14 protein-coding genes are annotated in these 16,135 nt (G+C 71.9%); 8 read left to right on the forward strand and 6 right to left on the reverse strand.

From position 1 onward, the window contains the following. Positions 1 to 1,237 precede the first annotated feature (1,237 nt). Positions 1,238 to 2,317: a hypothetical protein gene (locus tag A3G1_RS0117675; RefSeq protein ID WP_018350806.1), complete on the reverse strand. Its 1,080-nt coding sequence runs from the start codon at positions 2,315 to 2,317 to the stop codon at positions 1,238 to 1,240. Between the two features lie 54 nt (positions 2,318 to 2,371). Between A3G1_RS0117675 and A3G1_RS0117680 the strand changes: the two genes are divergently transcribed. From A3G1_RS0117680 to trpA, 6 genes are all read left to right on the forward strand, one after another. Further along, a complete protein-coding gene (locus A3G1_RS0117680) occupies positions 2,372 to 3,115 on the forward strand; it encodes a hypothetical protein (RefSeq protein ID WP_018350807.1) in 744 nt (247 codons plus the stop codon). A gap of 1 nt (position 3,116) precedes the next feature. Next, on the forward strand, positions 3,117 to 3,584 hold the full coding sequence (gene hisI / locus A3G1_RS0117685; protein WP_018350808.1) for a phosphoribosyl-AMP cyclohydrolase: 468 nt from the start codon (positions 3,117 to 3,119) through the stop codon (positions 3,582 to 3,584). Continuing rightward, positions 3,581 to 4,141 carry a Trp biosynthesis-associated membrane protein gene (locus tag A3G1_RS35365; protein ID WP_018350809.1) on the forward strand — a complete coding sequence of 187 codons (561 nt, stop codon included), beginning with the start codon at positions 3,581 to 3,583 and terminating at the stop codon, positions 4,139 to 4,141. The genes hisI and A3G1_RS35365 overlap by 4 nt, the downstream gene beginning before the upstream one ends. A gap of 187 nt (positions 4,142 to 4,328) precedes the next feature. Then, positions 4,329 to 5,132 (forward strand): indole-3-glycerol phosphate synthase TrpC, encoded by an 804-nt coding sequence (gene trpC, locus A3G1_RS0117695; RefSeq protein WP_026212240.1) that lies wholly within the window; start codon positions 4,329 to 4,331, stop codon positions 5,130 to 5,132. Between the two features lie 146 nt (positions 5,133 to 5,278). Beyond that, positions 5,279 to 6,493, forward strand: a complete 1,215-nt coding sequence (gene trpB, locus A3G1_RS0117700) for a tryptophan synthase subunit beta (protein ID WP_026212241.1) — start codon at positions 5,279 to 5,281, stop codon at positions 6,491 to 6,493. After that, positions 6,483 to 7,247 carry a tryptophan synthase subunit alpha gene (gene trpA / locus A3G1_RS0117705; RefSeq protein ID WP_018350812.1) on the forward strand — a complete coding sequence of 255 codons (765 nt, stop codon included), beginning with the start codon at positions 6,483 to 6,485 and terminating at the stop codon, positions 7,245 to 7,247. Before trpB ends, trpA begins: the two co-directional genes overlap by 11 nt. A gap of 18 nt (positions 7,248 to 7,265) precedes the next feature. Here trpA and A3G1_RS0117710 read toward each other — a convergent pair whose 3' ends face one another. Next, complete coding sequence (locus A3G1_RS0117710) at positions 7,266 to 8,063, reverse strand: DUF4352 domain-containing protein (RefSeq protein WP_018350813.1); 798 nt, start codon at positions 8,061 to 8,063, stop codon at positions 7,266 to 7,268. Between the two features lie 219 nt (positions 8,064 to 8,282). Between A3G1_RS0117710 and lgt the strand changes: the two genes are divergently transcribed. Continuing rightward, the gene (gene lgt, locus A3G1_RS35370) at positions 8,283 to 9,236 is read left to right on the forward strand and encodes a prolipoprotein diacylglyceryl transferase (RefSeq protein WP_157641240.1); all 954 of its coding nucleotides are present in this window, start codon (positions 8,283 to 8,285) and stop codon (positions 9,234 to 9,236) included. A gap of 68 nt (positions 9,237 to 9,304) precedes the next feature. On the opposite strand, the gene gmd is transcribed toward lgt, so the two are convergent. Then, on the reverse strand, positions 9,305 to 10,327 hold the full coding sequence (gene gmd, locus A3G1_RS0117720) for a GDP-mannose 4,6-dehydratase (RefSeq protein ID WP_018350815.1): 1,023 nt from the start codon (positions 10,325 to 10,327) through the stop codon (positions 9,305 to 9,307). Between the two features lie 66 nt (positions 10,328 to 10,393). On the opposite strand from gmd, the gene A3G1_RS0117725 reads away from it, so the two are divergent. Next, positions 10,394 to 11,359: a GDP-L-fucose synthase family protein gene (locus A3G1_RS0117725; protein ID WP_018350816.1), complete on the forward strand. Its 966-nt coding sequence runs from the start codon at positions 10,394 to 10,396 to the stop codon at positions 11,357 to 11,359. Between the two features lie 4 nt (positions 11,360 to 11,363). Here the strand turns inward: A3G1_RS0117725 and A3G1_RS0117730 are convergent, their stop codons facing one another. From A3G1_RS0117730 to A3G1_RS0117740, 3 genes are read right to left on the reverse strand one after another with little or no spacing between them, the layout of a single operon-like run. Further along, positions 11,364 to 11,807 (reverse strand): cytidine deaminase, encoded by a 444-nt coding sequence (locus A3G1_RS0117730; RefSeq protein WP_026212244.1) that lies wholly within the window; start codon positions 11,805 to 11,807, stop codon positions 11,364 to 11,366. A 49-nt stretch (positions 11,808 to 11,856) separates the two neighbouring features. Next, positions 11,857 to 12,864 (reverse strand): glycosyltransferase family 2 protein, encoded by a 1,008-nt coding sequence (locus tag A3G1_RS0117735; protein ID WP_018350818.1) that lies wholly within the window; start codon positions 12,862 to 12,864, stop codon positions 11,857 to 11,859. 49 nt (positions 12,865 to 12,913) lie between these two features. Then, positions 12,914 to 16,060 (reverse strand): arabinosyltransferase domain-containing protein, encoded by a 3,147-nt coding sequence (locus A3G1_RS0117740; RefSeq protein WP_169437586.1) that lies wholly within the window; start codon positions 16,058 to 16,060, stop codon positions 12,914 to 12,916. Positions 16,061 to 16,135: the final 75 nt, after the last annotated feature.

Genomic DNA, 16,135 nt, shown 5'->3' on the forward strand with positions numbered 1-16,135 from the left:
ACTCGTCGCGGAAGAGGGCAGCGTGTACGCGAAGCTCTTCGCTTCCTGGCTGGAGCAGACGAGGTAGGCAGGCGGGGCGAGAGCGGCAGCGGGCTGGGCTTGGTGAAGATCAAGAGCTTTGGGTGTACTGGAGTCGTGGCCGGACTGGCCGGGTGCTGTCGTCCGGTGTGGACCGAGGCCGGCGTCAGAACGCGGCGCTGTGGCTGCGGGGTTGATGGTTCTGTGAGAGCGGGGTCCGGCCGCCTGCCGGCGGCTGGTGCCCTGCGGGCCGCCTGCCGGCGGTCCTCGGGGCACTCCCCCCCCTGCGGGGTTGATGGTTCTGTGAGAGCGGGGTCCGGCCGCCTGCCGGCGGCTGGTGCCCTGCGGGCCGCCTGCCGGCGGTCCTCGGGGCACTCCCCCGCCCTCCCGCCCCCAGCCCACCCCGCTGGCCTCCCAGCGGTGCTACCGCCCCGCCCGGCCAGCTCCCGCCATCCCGGCCACCGTCGGCACCGGCCCGGGTGCTGAATGTCCAACCCGGGCAACCGGCCCAGGGGCGCCTGGGCGTCCAGCGCCGGCGCCTCTCAGTGCCGTCCCGGGGCGTCCACCGCCGGCCAGCTGAGCCGCTGAGCCCAGCGGCCCGGGTGGGCCCGGCTTCACCGCGTGCGGTCCCGGCCTCACCGGCCCGTGTGGCCCGGCCCCCATGTGCCCCGTCCAAGCCCCTGCGGGCAACCGCCCCAGCCGCGGGACCTGGGCTGGGACGGTTGCCCTGCTGTGAGGGGTGGGTGGGAGGCGTACTGGCGGCTCCGGGCTCCGGGCTCCGGGCTCCGGCTAGGGCTCCGGTGGCGTGTCGTGCGGAAGGGGCTGGCTGCCGTCCTGCGGGGTGGGATCAGCTAGCCGGTGCGGGGACGGGATCGGCTCGCTGGTAGCGGGGAGCGGATCAGCTGGCTGGTGTGGGGAAGGGCCGGCCGGGCGGGGCGGTAGCACCGCTGGAGGGCGGGGCGTGGTGGTGGGGGCGGGCGGCGGGGGAAGTGCCCGGAGGACCGCCGGCAGGCGGCCCGCAGGGCACCAGCCGCCGGCAGGCGGCCGGACCCCGCTCTCACAGAACCATCAACCCCGCAGCCACAGCGCCGCGTTCTGACGCCGGCCTCGGTCCACACCGGACGACAGCACCCGGCCAGCCCAGCCACGACTCCAGTACAAAGAAAGCTCTTTCCTCACAAGACTGTCCCCGCGACGCGCACCCAGCCACCACACCCACTCACCGGACCTTCGCCAGCACCTCCAGCCCGAACCCCTGCACGTCCCGTACGACATCCTCCGGCGTTCCCGCCCGCTCGTAGCTGATCTCGATGACCACGTTCCGTTCCCGGATCAGCAGGTACGCGTACGCGGGCTGGTAGTTGTCCGCCCAGGCCCGCGAGATGCCCGAACTCTGCCAGGCTTCCTCCCCGAACCCGGGCACCTTCGTGAGCCCTTGCTGCGCCTCCGAGCCTTCCGGCCGGCCCTCCTGCGCGTTCCCGCCGGGCTCGGCCGTGCTGTCGAAGCGGAGTTCCTCGACGAGCTGTCTCGGCTGGACCATGCGTTCCCGGGCCGCGCGGATCCCGCTGCCGTGCAGGGTCCGGGGCTCCGCGTAGATCTTGATGTGCAGGGCGTACGCCTCCGGCAGGATCCCGCCCTGCCACAGGCACCAGGTCTGCGTCGTCCCGATTCCGTACTGGTGCCGGGTGCGTTCGCCGGGCGGCAGGCGACCGGCGTCCACCGAGTCGCAGGCATGGGGCCATGCCGCTGCCAGCTGCTCCCACGGCCGGCTGGTCGCGGCCTGGCTGCCGACCACCGCCAGTACCACGATCACAACGGCCATCACCTGAAGATCAAGCCGGGTAACGCCACCCGCACGCTCCGCCCCGGCCCTTCCGGAGCGCCCGTCCCTCCCTGCCGCAAGGTTCTGGAAAACCCCCACATCCACCACGCCAAACACCCCGACAGGCGCAGGCAGCCGCATCCGCCGCCCATCCACCGCCCGGACTTCCACCACCCGGAACGCCCCGAGCCAGCGCACCTGCGCCACCTCATCCACTTCGGACCAGGTCATGAACTTCCGCCCGGCCCGGACGCCGTCGTCCGTCACCACCGCGCTCCGTGCCGCCCAGGCAGCGATCGCCATCGACCCGGCCGCCAGCAGGACTCCGGCCACCGCTGTCACGCCCGACGCCCGCCAGCCCTCCGAGGGCCGCACAGCCGCCAGCCACAAGGCCGACAAACCGATCACCACGAGCAGGTACCCGGCCACGGCAGCGAGCAGCTCCTGCCAGCCCGGCCGGTACCGGAGGGGAATCATGGCCGTCACTATAGGCGGATCGGGCGGCCGGGGCGGCCAGTACGATCTGGGGTCATGGTCCTCTACCGGCTCGCGGGCACCGTGAGCTGCGTCGGCGCTGGTGCGCTGCTGGCCGCTCTATGCGCGGCGGGCACCAGGGGCGGCGTCCACGCGCTCCTCACGCTCGCCGGCGCCTTCCTCGGGTATGCCTTCGCGCACACGCTCGGCTGGCTCACCGACCGCCTCACGGGCCACACCCGGACGGCCGGCACGCCGCACCAGGCCGCCAACCGGTACACGATGAGGACCACCACGCTCTCCGGTGCCCTGTCCACCGGTATCGCCCTGGGCCTGATCGCGATGATCGTCGTTCCCAGCCTCCTCGCCAAGAACAAGCTGTTCGGGCTGGCAGCCGCGCTCCTGGCCGTCGTGGCCGTCCTCTGGCTCCGCCGGGCTGTCCTGTCCGATGTGGAGGTCACGGTCGGCGCGGAGACCCTGGTGATCCGCGCCCGTAACCGCCGCCGGGCCCGCCTGGTCCGCGACGACCACCCCTGGGAGGAACTGCGCCTCCCGCTGCACGCCATCGTCCGCGTCGACCGGTTCGCCGACCCCTTCGGCCTGGGCCGCTGGCTGCTGGTCGACGCTGGCGAGCGCGGCAGGTTCGAGCTGCGCGCCACCGGAGTCCTGTCCGGCAGGCGAGCCTCGGCGGCGATCGGCAGGCTCGGGTCCGACCTCCTCGACCGGCTCGGCGCGACCCGGGGGACCAGGCCGTATCTGACCCGGTGGGGCACCTGGCGCTATGTCAGGAACAATCGGTGACGTGGACCAGCCCAGCAACCCCGCAGCCCCCCAGGGCGCCCCTGTGCCCTCCCCGCCCCCCTCAAACCCCCCTGGCCACTCCACCCCCTCGGGCACCTCGGCAGGCCAGCCGGCCCACCCGGCTCACCCAGACCTCTCCGCCCTCGTCTTCGACGCCGCCGGCCTGATCCCTGCCATCGCCCAGCAGCACGACACCGGCGAGGTGCTCATGCTGGCCTGGATGGACGCCGAGGCGGTCCGCCGTACCCTCGCGACCGGCCGGGCCACGTACTGGTCCCGCAGCCGCCAGGAGTACTGGGTCAAGGGCGAGACCTCCGGCCACGCCCAGCGCGTGGTCTCCGTGGCGCTCGACTGTGACGGCGACGCGCTCCTGCTCCAGGTCGACCAGACCGGCCCGGCCTGCCACACCGGCGCCCGCACGTGTTTCCACACCCCGCTGACAGCCACCAGCGGCGAGGACCGGGCATGACCGGCCGCCGGGGCCTCCTCACTGCCCTCCTCCTGGCGGTGGCCGCCGCCGGTACGGGGCTCTTCCTCGCCACCCGGGAGTGGATGACCGAGACCGTCGCCCGCCCGGCCCCCCTGCCGCCCGAGACGGTGACGCGCTCCGCTGCCGACCTGATGCCGTGGCTGCCGGCCGCCTGCGCGGTCGCCCTGGCCGGCGCGGGTGCCCTGATCGCGACCCGGGGTATCGCCCGGCGCGTTGTCGGCGTCCTGATCGCGCTCTCCGGCCTGGCGATCGTCGCGGGCAGCAACTACGGCGAGCTGCCGCTCTCGGCCGCCAACGCCGTCTGCGGTGCCCTGGTCGCGGCAGCGGGTACCCTGGCGGCCCTGAGAAGCTCGGCGTGGCCCGTCATGGGCGCACGGTACGAACGGAAACCAGACCGCCCAGGCGATCTCTGGGACGCCCTGGACCGCGGCGAGGACCCCACACAGAACAACCGGAACGACCCCCGGCCGGGCCAGAACCCGGCCGCGCACAACCCCGAGCACCCCTCAGCCGATCATCCGGACGGCAGCCGATGACCCAGCACCCATCACGGTCGATGACCCAATACCCATTAGGTGGGGAAATGTCCGCACCCCGGGCGCGCGAAGACGCATTATCCACGATTCCGCAGCGTGAGGTGGGACATACCCCAGGTCCCGCTGGTTCGGTTCCTGGCCCTACGATCGCAGGCATGGCACCCGGAGAGGGGAGTCCGCGGTGAGTGTGCTGGACGAAATTTTGGCTGGGGTCCGCGAAGATGTCGCGGCCCGCCAGCAGCAGGTCCCGTTAGAGCTGGTCAAGGAGCGCGCAGCCGCTGCCAGGCCACCGCTCGACGCTTATGCTGCGCTGCGCGCGCCGGGCGTCGGGGTGATCGCCGAGGTGAAGCGCTCTTCGCCGTCGAAGGGCGCCCTGGCGGAGATCCCGGACCCGGCGGAGCTGGCCGTGCAGTACGCGGCTGGCGGCGCGCGGGTGATCAGCGTGCTGACCGAGGGCAGGTGGTTCGGCGGCAGCCTGGACGACCTGACGGCGGTCCGCGCGGCTGTGAAGGTACCGATTCTCCGCAAGGACTTCGTCGTGTCGAGCTACCAGGTGCACGAGGCCCGGGCCTACGGCGCTGACCTGGTTCTGCTGATCGTGGCGGCCCTGGAGAAGAACGTGCTGACCGGGCTGCTCGAGCGGATCGAGTCGCTGGGCATGGCGGCGCTGGTCGAGGTGCACGACGAGGACGAGGCTGACATCGCCCTCGAGGCCGGTGCCAAGCTGATCGGCGTCAACGCGCGCAACCTGAAGACGCTGGAGGTCGACCGGTCCGTCTTCGAGCGGATCGCGCCCGGCCTGCCGAACAACGTCGTCAAGATCGCCGAGTCGGGGGTGCGTGGCCCGCACGACCTGATCCGGTACGCCTCGGCTGGTGCCGACGCCGTGCTGGTCGGCGAGGGCCTGGTCACCCAGAAGAGCCCGAAGGACGCGGTGGCGGAGCTGGTGAACGCCGGTAACCACCCCGCGACGCCGCGCCCGGCCCGATAATTGCCCTGAAACGTCCGCGACCCCGGCCGGCCGGCCACGAGTGTGAGGCAGCACGAGCGTGAGCTGCCCCGAGCACGCGCTGGCCGGGTTCGCCGCCGGAATGCTGGACTGGCCGCGACGTCTGGAATGGGGTTGGCGTGACAGCGGTGCACCCGTTCGCGTTCGAAGCACCGCTGCCGGACTCCAGCGGCCATTTCGGCAGGTACGGCGGACGGTTCGTCCCTGAGGCCCTCATCGCGGCCCTCGACGAGCTGACCGTCGCGTATCACGCGGCCAAGAAGGACCCTGACTTCCTCGCCGAGTACGACCGGCTCCTGCGCGACTACGCCGGCCGCCCCAGCCGCCTCTATCACGCCCGGCGGCTGTCCGAGCAGGCCGGAGCCGAGATCTGGCTCAAGCGCGAGGACCTGAACCACACCGGCGCGCACAAGATCTGCAACGTTCTCGGACAGGCCCTCCTCACCCGCCGGATGGGCAAGAAACGGGTGATCGCCGAGACCGGGGCCGGTCAGCACGGCGTCGCCACGGCCACGGCCGCCGCGCTCTTCGGCCTCGAGTGCGTGATCTACATGGGCGAGGTCGACACCGAGCGCCAGGCTCTCAACGTCGCCCGGATGGAACTGCTCGGCGCGAAGGTCGTCCCGGTCACCACCGGCTCCCGCACGCTCAAGGACGCGCTCAACGAGGCGTTCCGCGACTGGGTGGCCAATGTGGACAGCACGCACTACGTGATCGGCACGGCAGCTGGCCCGCACCCGTTCCCGGCTCTCGTCCGCGATCTGGCCCGCGTCATCGGTGCCGAGACCCGTGAGCAGTTCGACGGCCTGCCCGACGCCGTGGCGGCCTGCGTCGGGGGCGGTTCCAACGCGATCGGCATGTTCCACGCCTTCGTCCCTGACCCCACCGTCCGGCTGTTCGGCTTCGAGGCCGGCGGCGACGGCGCGGACACGCCGCGCCACGCGGCGACGCTGACCGGCGGCCGTCCCGGCGTCCTGCACGGCGCGCGGTCCTATCTCCTCCAGGACGCCGAGGGGCAGACGATCGAGTCGCATTCGATCTCGGCCGGGCTGGACTATCCCGGTGTCGGCCCCGAGCACGCCTGGCTCCGCGACACCGGCCGCGCCGAGTACCGTCCCGTGACGGACACGGCGGCGATGGAGGCGTTCAAGCTGCTCTGCGCCACCGAGGGCATCATTCCCGCCATCGAGAGCTCACACGCCGTCGCTGGCGCGCTGTCGATCGTCCCCGAGCTCACTGCCGCCCTGGGCCGCCCGCCGAGGATCGCCGTCTGCCTTTCCGGCCGGGGAGACAAGGACGTTTCCACCGCCGCTCACTGGTTCGGACTTCTCCATGATCAATAAAAGCCTCATCGGGTACCTGCCAGCAGGCTTCCCCACCGTCGACCGTGGCATCTCCGCGATGCTGGCGATGGCGGACGCCGGCGTGGACCTGATCGAGATCGGCTTCCCGTACTCCGACCCGGTCATGGACGGCCCCGTGATCCAGCGGGCCAGCGACATCGCCCTGGCCGGCGGGGTACGCGCCGCCGACGTGTTCCGCACCGTCGAGGCCGTCGCGGCCACCGGCACCCCGGCCGTCGTGATGCTGTACTGGAACCTCGTCGAGCAGTACGGCGTCGACGCCTTCGCCCGTGACCTGGCGAGCGCCGGCGGCTCGGGACTGATCACGCCCGACCTGATCCCGGAGGAGGCCGGCGAGTGGCTGGCGGCCTCCGACCGGTACAACCTGAACCGGATCTTCCTCGTCGCGCCCAGCTCGACCGGCGAGCGCCTGGCATGGACGGCTCAGCACTGCCGGGGCTTCGTCTACGCCACAGCGGTCATGGGCGTGACGGGCGCGCGGGCCGAGAGTTCCACGTCGGCTCCCACCCTCGTCGAACGCCTCCGGAAGGTCACAGACCTGCCGATCGGCGTCGGCCTCGGCGTGAGCACCGGCGAGCAGGCCGCTGAGGTGGCCTCCTACGCCGACGGCGTGATCGTCGGCAGTGCGCTGGTCCGCTGCCTGCTCGACGCCGACCAGCCTGCCGGCGAGGCCGCTCTCCGTGCCCTCGTCACCGAGCTGGCCACAGCCACCCACAGCGCCCGCGAGTCCTGAGCCCGTATCCCCTGACCCCTACTGCCACACAGCGCTGATCATGTAGTCGATCTTCGCGCCCGTGGCCGTGGCCACCGGTACGTCGTAGAAGAGCTTCCCGGTGCGGGTCTCCCCGGGCTTGATGGCGCCGGACGTCAGGCCCTGCTTCGAGCCGACCAGCCCGGGGAATCTGACGCTGTGCTTCCCGCCGCCCGCGTCGATCAGCCAGAAGAAGGTCGGGGCGACCGGCAGCCCCTCCGCGGGCCCGCTGAGCACGGTGAACTCCACATCAGCCGTCGTGAACCCGCTGCCGTTCTCGTCCTTCGAGTACTCGCTGGCCGGCGGCACCCCCGTCTTCAGCGGCCCGACCCTGACCCGGACCTGGTACCCGAGCTCCTCGAACTCCACCCGGGTCCCGAACGGCACGGCCTGCTTCGTCTTCGGCACGTACACCGGCTGCCTGCTCGGCGCGGGCGGCACGGCAGGCTTGCTCACCCCAGGCGTGGTCCTGCCAGGTACCGGCGTCGCCTCAGGCCCCGCTGACGGGGACACGGACGGCGAAGGGCGCGGTACCCGCGTCGGCCAGGCGAACGGCGAGACCTGCACCGGCTCAGCCTGCCCGCGCGTGAAACGCCCGTCATCGCCGAACGAGGGTCCCTGGATCCTCGGGAGCAGGAACACCGCCCCCGCGACCAGGCACAACGACAGGAAACCACCCAGCACGCCGAGCACGATCAGCCCGGTCGTCCGGTCACCCGGCTTCGAACCGTGCTCCCAGCGCTCCGGCGGTAACAAGTGGGTGTGCTGGTGCTCTGGCGGCGGCCCGGACATGGCCATGCTGTCGATCCCCGTTCGTGGCGCGCGGGCCCCGTGCTCCGCGCGCAGTCACGGTAAGGGGCAGGCGGCGGCCGGCCCAAGCGAATGTGCTCGCGATCTCGGCCCGGGCCAGCTCACGCCGGTTACGTGACCGATATCGCTTCTCTGACCTGCCCGCGATAAGGTGCGCGGGTGAATCTCGCTGCCATCCCGAGCCCCAGCCAGGGCGTCTGGCACCTCATGGGTGTGCCGATCCGGGCGTACGCACTGTGCATCGTGGCCGGCATCGTGCTGGCCTGCTGGATCACCGAGCGGCGGCTGCGCGCCCGCGGTGGCCCGCAGTACGCGGTGCTCGACATCGCCGTCTGGGCCGTGCCGGCCGGCATCATCGGCGCCCGGCTTTACCACGTGTTCACCTCGCCGGACGCCTACTTCGGCGCCAACGGCGACCCGGTCAAGGCCCTCTACATCTGGGAGGGCGGCCTCGGGATCTGGGGCGCGGTGGCCGGCGGCGCGGTCGGTGCCTGGATCGCCTGCCGCAAGCTCGGCATCCCGCTGCGCATGGTCGCCGACGCGCTCGCCGTCGGCCTCCCGCTGGCGCAGGCCGTTGGCCGGTTCGGCAACTGGTTCAACAACGAGCTGTACGGCGGGCCGACCACCCTGCCCTGGGGCCTGAAGGTCTACGAGTGGGACGCGCAGGCCGGCAAGGCCGCCGCCGGCCCCGACGGCAAGCCGATCCAGCTGGAGGGCCTGTTCCACCCCACGTTCCTCTACGAGGCGCTGTGGAACGTCGGCGTCGCCGGGCTGGTCCTGTGGGCGGAGAAGCGGTTCAAGCTGGGCTGGGGCCGTGGCTTCGCGCTGTACGTGATGGGCTACACGGCCGGCCGTGGCTGGATCGAGGCGATGCGCACCGACCCCGCGCAGGAGATCGCCGGCCTCCGGCTCAACGTGTGGACCTCGATCATCGTGTTCGCCGGCGCCCTCGCCTACTTCCTGATCAAGCGCGGCAAGCCGCAGGAGAAGCTGGTCACCATCGACGGCACGCTCACCCCGGTCCCGCTCGGCTGGGAAGAGCCCGAGCCCGGCACCGGTACCCCGGATTCCACTCCGGAGACGGACCCCGACCCGGACGCGGAAGCCGAACCGGACCCAGGCGGCACCCAGTCCCCGTCCACCGAGGACACCAAGAGCTAACCCCAGAAACCCCAAGCGAAAGCCCGCTCCCCGGTACCCGGGGAGCGGGCTTCTCACTTCTCGCCGGGTCAGCCCCGGTCGGCCCGGACGTGGCGTCCCGACAGCTCGTCGTCCAGCTGCTTGCGGTCGGCGTCGACCATCAGCTTGGCCAGGTCGCGCCAGTGGGTCTTCGCCACCCAGCCGAGCTTCTCCTTCGCCTTCGCCGGGTCGCCGATCAGGGCGTCCACCTCGGACGGCCGCTCGTACCGGGAGTCGTGCTCGACGTACTTCTCCCACTCCAGGCCCACGTGGCTGAAGGAAGCCTCCAGGAACTGCCGCACGGTGGCACCCTCACCGGTGGCCAGTACGTAGTCGTCCGGCTCGTCCTGCTGGGCCATGAGCCACATGCCCTCGACGTACTCCTTGGCGTAGCCCCAGTCACGCACCGCGTCGATGTTGCCCATGTACAGCTTGTCCTGCAGGCCGGCCACGATCCGGGCCACCGCCCGCGTGATCTTCCGGGTCACGAAGGTCTCACCCCGGCGCGGGCTCTCGTGGTTGAAAAGGATGCCGTTGGAGGCGTGCAGGCCGTAGGCCTCGCGGTAGTTCACCGTCGCCCAGTAGGAGTAGATCTTCGCGACGCCGTACGGGCTGCGCGGGTGGAACGGCGTGGTCTCGCTCTGCGGCGGCGGCGTCGAGCCGTACAGCTCGGAGGTCGAGGCCTGGTAGAACCGGGTGCTGATCCCGGCGGCCCTGATCGCCTCCAGCAGCCGGATCGTGCCGAGGCCGGTCACGTCACCGGTGTAGTCCGGGATCTCGAAGCTGACCTTGACGTGGCTCTGCGCCGCGAGGTTGTACACCTCGTCCGGCTGGGTCTCGCGGACGATGTTGGCCAGCATGCTCGCGTCGGTGGTGTCGCCGTAGTGCAGGAACAGCCGGCGGTGCGAGGCGTGCGGGTCCTGGTAGATGTCGTCGAGCCGGGAGGTGTTGATCGAAGAGGACCGCCGGATGATGCCGTGCACCTCGTAGCCCTTGCCGAGCAGCAGCTCAGCCAGGTAGGAGCCGTCCTGTCCGCTGATACCGGTGATCAGTGCGGTCTTCTGTCCCGACATGGGCCGATCCTCCAGGGGGGTACGACGATGAAGCCCCGAGCATATCGCCGTTGCTAAGCTCGCCTGATGGACACCGGCTACCAGCACGAGATCCCCGCGGACGCCAAGATCTACATCGCCGGGCACGCAGGCCTGGCCGGTTCGGCCATCTGGCGGGCCTTCTCCTCCGCCGGGTACGGCAACCTGGTCGGGCGGCGCAGCGCGGAGCTCGACCTGCGCGACCGGGCCCAGACCTTCGACTTCTTCGCCCAGGAGCGCCCGGACTACGTCATCGACGCGGCGGCCAAGGTCGGCGGCATCTTCGGCAACAACGCAGCCCCGGCGGACTTCCTCTCCGAGAACCTGCGGATCCAGGTGAACCTGCTCGACGCGGCCAAGGACTTCGGCGTCACCCGGGCGCTGTTCCTCGGCTCCAGCTGCATCTACCCGAAGTTCGCCGCCCAGCCGATCCGCGAGGACTCGCTGCTGACCGGGGAGCTGGAGGAGTCCAACTTCGGGTACGCGATCGCGAAGATCACCGGGGTCATGCAGATCAAGGCGCTCCGGCAGCAGTACGGCTGCTCGTTCATCTCGGCCATGCCGACGAACCTGTACGGGCCGGGCGACAACTTCACCATCCCCGGCGCGCACGTCATCCCGATGATCATGCACCGGATGCACCTGGCGAAGGCCGAGGGCGCACCCGAGTTCACCGTCTACGGCACGGGGACGCCGCTGCGCGAGTTCCTGCACGCCGAGGACCTGGGCCGGGCGTGCCTGACGCTGCTCCAGCGGTACGACGCCCCCGAGCCGATCAACGTGGGCTGCGGCGAGGACCTGAGCATCAACGAGCTGGCCCGCATGATCGCCGACGTCGTCGGGTACGAGGGAAAGCTCGTCAACGACCCCTCGAAGCTGGACGGCACCCCCCGCAAGGTGCTGGACGTGTCCCGGCTGCGTTCCCTCGGCTGGTCCCCGTCGATCGGCCTGGCCGACGGCCTCAAGGACACCTACGCCTGGTTCCTCGCGCACCAGGACACGGCCCGCCTCTAGAACACTACGGCTGGGCGTGCAGGCTGGACGGCGGCCACTCGCCGCCGGCGAAGACCTTGGCCCAGTAGTAGGGGTGCACCTCGGCCAGCGTCCGCACGCCCCACCCGGTCTCGCTGGCCGGGTCGGGCACGGCGACCTGCACGTCCGGCCCCCACATCGCGAGCCGTTCCTGGCAGATGCCGCACGGTGCCATGACGTACGGCTCGCCGCCGATCTCCCGGAACACGAAGACGGAGGCGGTCACCCGCAGCCCGAGGGTGTAGGCCTGGCAGATCGCGCCGGTCTCCCCGCACAGGCTGGCCCCGCCGTTGACGTTGTCGAAGCCGACGCTGGTGACGATCCGGCCGTCCTCCAGGTACATGGCGGCCGCCCCGCCGTGCTGGCCGGCCGGCCACCGGCGGTCGAGCTGCGCGACGGCGGCGTCCATCAGTTTCTGGTCAAGGTTCACGGCGGCAGCCTCGCAGCGGCCGCCCGCTCGCACAACGCGTTATCCCGGCTCAGGAACGCGGCACCTGCTCGTGGGAAGTCGACCGGGGTGCGGGGATCTGCCGGCGGCCGGTACTACTTCCGCTGTCCGGAGCCGCCGAGTCGTAGCCGATGAAGTACGCGGGCCTGGCCTGCAGCGTGCGGTAGATCTGCGCGACGTACTCGCCGAGCACGCCCAGGCACACGAGCTGGATCGCGCCGATGAACAGCACCACGAGGTAGGTCGAGGCCCAGCCCGGCACCACGGAACCCGTCGCGAACGCGATGACGGCGGCGGCGGCCAGCGCCACGCACAGCGCGACCACGGACAGGCCGAGCCAGGTGGCCAGCCGCAGTGGCGCCGCGGAGAAGCTGGTCACGCTGTCGACGGTCAGCTTCACCATCTTCGACAGCGGGTACTTGGTCTCGCCGGCCGCCCGGCGTTCCCTGGCGTAGCTGACCTCGCCGCTGGGCAGCCCCAGCCAGGGCACCACGAGCCGGTACACGGGCGCCTGCTCCGGCAGTTCGGACAGCGCGTCGACGGCTGCCCTGCTGAGCAGCCGGAAGTCGCCGGCCTGGTCCGGCATCTGGCGGCCGACGAGCCGGCGCATCAGCCGGTAGTACAGCCCGGCGGTGCCGCGCTTGAACGCGGTGTCCGTGGTCCGGTCCGACCGGATGCCGTAGACCACGTCCAGGCCGCCGGCCCGGGCCTTGGCCAGCATCTCCGGGATCACCTCCGGCGGGTCCTGGAGGTCGGCGTCGATGCTGACCAGGTAGTCACCGAAGGCGCTGCGGATGCCGGCGGCCAGCGCCGCCTGGTGGCCGCAGTTGCGCCGGAGCCGGATCACGCGCAGCTCTGGCCAGGACCGGCGCAGGCCCGCCAGCACGGCAGGGGTGGCGTCGGCGCTGCCGTCGTCGACCGCGACGACCTCGTAGGGTTCGCCGAGCCCGTCCAGCACGGGCCGCAGCCGCTGGGCGAGGAGCGGGAGGACCAGCTCCTCGTTGTACATCGGGATCACCACGGACAGCACGGGGTTCATGTCAGCCGCCTCAGGTCGTCAAGGGGTGTCGGGTCAGAAGGAGTGCTGGTCATGCGTCGCCCTGCCAGCCCCACTGGCGTACCCGCCGGGTGGTGGCCGTGTAACTGTCTTGTTCCATTTCGTACTTGAGCACGCTGACGCGTCCCCAGAGCAGCTGCATGGGCTCGTCACCGGCACCGAGCAGCCGGCTCGGGATCTCCTGCGCCTTCGCGACGGCCGGCAGCCCGGCCAGCGGCGGGTCCCAGACCTCGAACGGGAAGCCGTTCTCCTGCCAGGTGTACGGGAAGCCGAGGGTCAGCGTGACCGCCGGGCCCGACGCCAGCCCGCGCGCGGCGGCCGGCATCGTCACGCACGGCATGTACGCGGTCATCAGGGGACCCATCAGCACCGTACCGCCGGTCTCCCCCAGGAAGGTCGTCAGCGACGTCGCCCGCACCACCCGGGGGCCGGTCACCGCGATCCAGCCGCCCGCGTCGGTGGTGGCGTCGACGGCGCGGACCCGCACCCTGTCCGCCCCGGCGGGTACCTCTCCGGGCTCCACGAGCAGCGTGCGCCACGCGGGGTGGTTCTGGGGGAGCCGCCGCTGCTTGGTCGCCTGGCCGTAGTCGGGGGTACGGAGCGCGGCGTCGATGGCCGCGTCGTCGAGTACCCGCTCGCCGAGCGCCGTCACGCCGGTGGCGCTGTTGATCCCGAACTCGAGGGCGAGCCGGTTCCCGTCGCCGGTCCGCCCGGCCGTCCACAGGCCGATCCGCTGGTCACGGGCCAGGGCTGGCAGCCGGTACCACGGGCTCGTCAGGGTGCCCGTCGAGCCGGTGATCCCGCCGGCCAGGCTGCCCCAGACGGTCGTCACACCGTCCACAGTAGATGGTCCGGGTGGCTGGCTGGCCCAGCCTCCGGCCGCGACGAACCCGGTCTGGGTCGCGGCCTCCCGCCCGGCCGGCCGCAGGGAGCTGTCCGGGATGTCGGGGTACACCTCGACCTTGTCGGCCAGCCCGCAGGTCTCGTGGCCGATCAGGTTCCGGGCGTTGTCCAGGCCGGCCGAGTAGCCGCCGGCCGCCCGCTGTTTGAGGGGTGCCACGGCGAACATCGCCAGCAAAGCGAGCACCGAGGCGGACAGGGCGACCGTGGCCAGCACGGCTGGCGTGGCGACCAGAGCCGCCGGAGCCCTGCCGGGGGAGACCTTGCCGGCCCGGCCCAGCAGCCGCAGGCACCCGTACCCGGCGGCGACCAGGACCACCCAGAACAGCGGGCTGTCGAACGGCCGCAGCGGGCCGTCCTGCCAGGGGAGGCCGAACTGCGAGTACGACACCCAGGTGTTCTGCCCGGCGAACGCGAGGCTCGCGGCTATCGCCACCATGCCGCCACCGGCCAGCCCGATCGCCCTGGCGCGCCGGTCGTCCGGCCACCTCCGTGCGGCCTGGTGGATTGTGACGACCGAGCAGACGACGAGCGCCGCGCCGACCCCGGCCAGCGAGCCGAAATGGTGTGTCCACTTCGACGGCGTGAACGCGAGGGCTGCCGTCCCGCCCAGGAACACGGGTGCCATGACCAGCAGGCTGTTCCCGCCGGGTACCGCACGCGCCCCTCGTGCCAGCCACAGCGCCGCCACGGCCAGCAGAGCGAGGGTGATCAGGATCGGTACCCGGCGGCCGGTCGTCGCGCCGTAGTTGTAGGCCCCGAACAGATAGGTGTACCGGGTGGCCTCCGCGAACCATGGCAGGTTCGGCATCGAGCCGGTGTTGTGCTGCTCGACGGCGCGGAGCATGCCGTGCCAGGACTGCCCGGCGAAGGTGACCACGGCGAACACCGAGGCGAGCGCGGTCAGCGCGAACGTCCGCGCGACCAGGTCCGGCCACCGCCGCCAGCCCTGCCCGTCGGTGAGCCTGCGCCACACGCGGGCGCACAGCACCAGCCACACCGCGATGGCCGCCAGCAGCCCGCTGGGCGTGACGGCAGCGGCCAGGCCGGTCAGCACTGCGGCCAGGCCGAGCCAGACGAGCCCCCGGCGGGCCGGCTGTGCCGTGCCGCGCAGGACGAGGGCGAGCACACCGGTCACCAGCAGGGCGACGAAGGGCTCGAACCGCAGCGCCAGGCAGTACGGCATCCACCAGGCCAGCAGCGCCACAGCGGCGGTCAGCCGCACGGGCCACCGCCGCGCCGTACCGGGCAGCAGCGAGCCCAGGACACCCCGGCTCAGCACGAACCACAGGATCGCGGCCATCACGACGATGGGCAGCCGGAGCCACACGAGCGCCTGCGACACCTGGGCGAACGCCCACACCACCCACTGCGAGAGCACGAACATCTCTGACGTGTTCTGCTGCGTGTGGTAGTTGGTGATCGCTCCACTGTGGTCGGCGTTGGTCGCCGTGATCAGCGCCCAGCCGTCGTCCCACACCCCGGGGCCGATCACGCCCCAGGCGGCCAGCGCGGCCAGTACCCCGGCGTCGATCAGCCCGTTCACCCACCGCCGCTCACCCGGTACGCGGCGGGGAGCGCGCTCACGGGCCACGGCAGGGCCGGACCAGCCGAGCAGCACGAGGCAGCCGAGGGCCAGGAGCGCCCATGCGCCGATCAGCGCCAGTTTCGTGCTGTGCGGAGCGGTCTCGGCGTACACCCGGGCCCGTGCCGTGGCGGTCAGCCCGCGCGCCGCCGCCGGGGCCAGGCCCGTCGCGAACGTGCTCATCTCCGTCACGGGCTGGCCGGGCACGCTCCAGGTCTGGCCGCCGATCCGCACGGCGGTACCCGAGTCGGCGGCGTCGATCGTGACCCCGCAGCCCTCGCTGGCGTCGGCCGGGCCCTGCGCGACCAGCCTGCCGCCGAGCGTGACCTGTGCCTGGCCGTCGACCAGTGTCACCGTCGCGCCCGTGCTGGAGCTGGCGGGCGGCGTCGTGCTGAACACCAGCTGGCGGCCGGACTTCGGCGCGGCCCGCAGTACACCGCACGGCACCGTCACGTGCAGCTCGGCGGGCTGGTACGGGGAGAGGAAAGCGGTACTCGAAACGGGGTCCCTGCCAGCCACCGGCCAGGACACCGTCGTCTGGCTGGACCACACCGGGGCGAACGGCACAGCTGTCGCCGCGATCACCGCCACGACCGCGACCAGCGCCAGCAGCGCCCGGACGGCGCGGCCAGGCCGGACGGTGGCCACGTCGCTGGTGGGCACGTCCGCGTCCCGGGCTGCTGGTCCTGGCACTCGATCCCCACATCCCTCTCGAAGCGTGTCGTCGCAGCCGAGAGGGTGGCGTGCCGATGGCGTCCCAGTGTCGCG

It is taken from the genome of Longispora albida DSM 44784, from assembly GCF_000379825.1.
Lineage (GTDB): Bacteria > Actinomycetota > Actinomycetes > Mycobacteriales > Micromonosporaceae > Longispora > Longispora albida.

Excerpts from the sequence above, each read along its gene's own strand:
- A3G1_RS0117735 (WP_018350818.1), bottom strand. The coding sequence starts at position 12,864 with ATGAACCCCGTGCTGTCCGTGGTGATCCCGATGTACAACGAGGAGCTG.
- A3G1_RS35365 (WP_018350809.1), top strand. The coding sequence starts at position 3,581 with ATGACCGGCCGCCGGGGCCTCCTCACTGCCCTCCTCCTGGCGGTGGCC.
- A3G1_RS0117710 (WP_018350813.1), bottom strand. The coding sequence starts at position 8,063 with ATGGCCATGTCCGGGCCGCCGCCAGAGCACCAGCACACCCACTTGTTA.
- A3G1_RS0117725 (WP_018350816.1), top strand. The coding sequence starts at position 10,394 with ATGGACACCGGCTACCAGCACGAGATCCCCGCGGACGCCAAGATCTAC.
- gmd (WP_018350815.1), bottom strand. The coding sequence starts at position 10,327 with ATGTCGGGACAGAAGACCGCACTGATCACCGGTATCAGCGGACAGGAC.
- trpA (WP_018350812.1), top strand. The coding sequence starts at position 6,483 with ATGATCAATAAAAGCCTCATCGGGTACCTGCCAGCAGGCTTCCCCACC.
- A3G1_RS0117680 (WP_018350807.1), top strand. The coding sequence starts at position 2,372 with ATGGTCCTCTACCGGCTCGCGGGCACCGTGAGCTGCGTCGGCGCTGGT.
- lgt (WP_157641240.1), top strand. The coding sequence starts at position 8,283 with ATGGGTGTGCCGATCCGGGCGTACGCACTGTGCATCGTGGCCGGCATC.
- A3G1_RS0117675 (WP_018350806.1), bottom strand. The coding sequence starts at position 2,317 with ATGATTCCCCTCCGGTACCGGCCGGGCTGGCAGGAGCTGCTCGCTGCC.